Here is a 418-nt window from a genome sequence, read left to right on the forward strand (position 1 = left end):
GCCGATGTCGACGAGGTGTGCGTCATCGGCGGCGGCGAAATCTATGCCCAGGCCATGCTGCTGGCCGACCGGCTGCACGTCACCCATGTGCTGGCAGCGGTCGACGGCGACGCGCATTTCCCGCCGATCGATCCCGATTCCTGGCGCATTGTCAGCTCGCAGGACGTCCCAGCCGGGGAAAAGGACAGCCACCCGACGCGCTATTCGGTTTACGAGCGGCGTCGCGAGAGACATTGAACGAAAAAAGAGCCATTGAAGGAAGACAAAGGGTCGCGACTGGACCAAATCGGACGAAGTCGGAAGCGCATCGCGTTGAAAGCGCCCCGTGGCGTGCCTATAGAAGAACAATACTGGATTTTGCGCCGTAATGCCGGCGCTTGAGGGAATTCCAAGCGAAAGGACATTCATGCCCTGGAAC

At 60.0% G+C, this 418-nt stretch carries 1 protein-coding gene; it reads left to right on the forward strand.

All coding sequences use genetic code 11. The features are described 5' to 3' along the window. Positions 1-237: dihydrofolate reductase (locus EN884_RS38265; RefSeq protein ID WP_164895531.1), on the forward strand; the 237-nt coding region annotated here is incomplete at its 5' end. Positions 238-418 lie beyond the last annotated feature (181 nt).

Origin of the sequence: Mesorhizobium sp. M7A.F.Ca.AU.001.01.1.1 (assembly GCF_004022735.1) — a bacterium.
GTDB lineage: Bacteria > Pseudomonadota > Alphaproteobacteria > Rhizobiales > Rhizobiaceae > Mesorhizobium > Mesorhizobium ciceri.